Origin of the sequence: Paraburkholderia sp. SIMBA_027, assembly GCF_046535315.1 — a bacterium.
GTDB lineage: Bacteria > Pseudomonadota > Gammaproteobacteria > Burkholderiales > Burkholderiaceae > Paraburkholderia > Paraburkholderia tropica.
This window is the reverse complement of the sequence record NZ_JAWRWY010001769.1, coordinates 1-229: the sequence shown is the minus strand read 5'-3', so window position 1 is coordinate 229 and position 229 is coordinate 1. Positions and strand designations below refer to the sequence as shown.

1 protein-coding gene is annotated in these 229 nt (G+C 72.9%); it reads right to left on the bottom strand.

The annotated features are described in order from the left end of the window. Positions 1–229: bifunctional ornithine acetyltransferase/N-acetylglutamate synthase (locus tag SB764_RS45240; protein WP_410867471.1), on the bottom strand; the 229-nt coding region annotated here is incomplete at both ends.

Below are 229 nucleotides of genomic sequence, written 5' to 3'. Positions count from 1 at the left end.
CGACGAGATCTTGGGCAGCGTGTCGGTGGTCATGATGCCGTGCGCGGCGCTGGACCAATGGTCGGCGCCCAGGTTGGCGATGGCGCCCGGCAGGCCGGCGAACAGGCGGTCCAGCGGCAGCGGCTCCAGGATCACGCCGGTCGAGAACGGCAGCACCTGGGCGGCGGGCACGCCCAGCAGGCGGCCGAGTTCGGCGCAGGTGTCCTGGGCCTTCTTCAGGCCCTCGGCG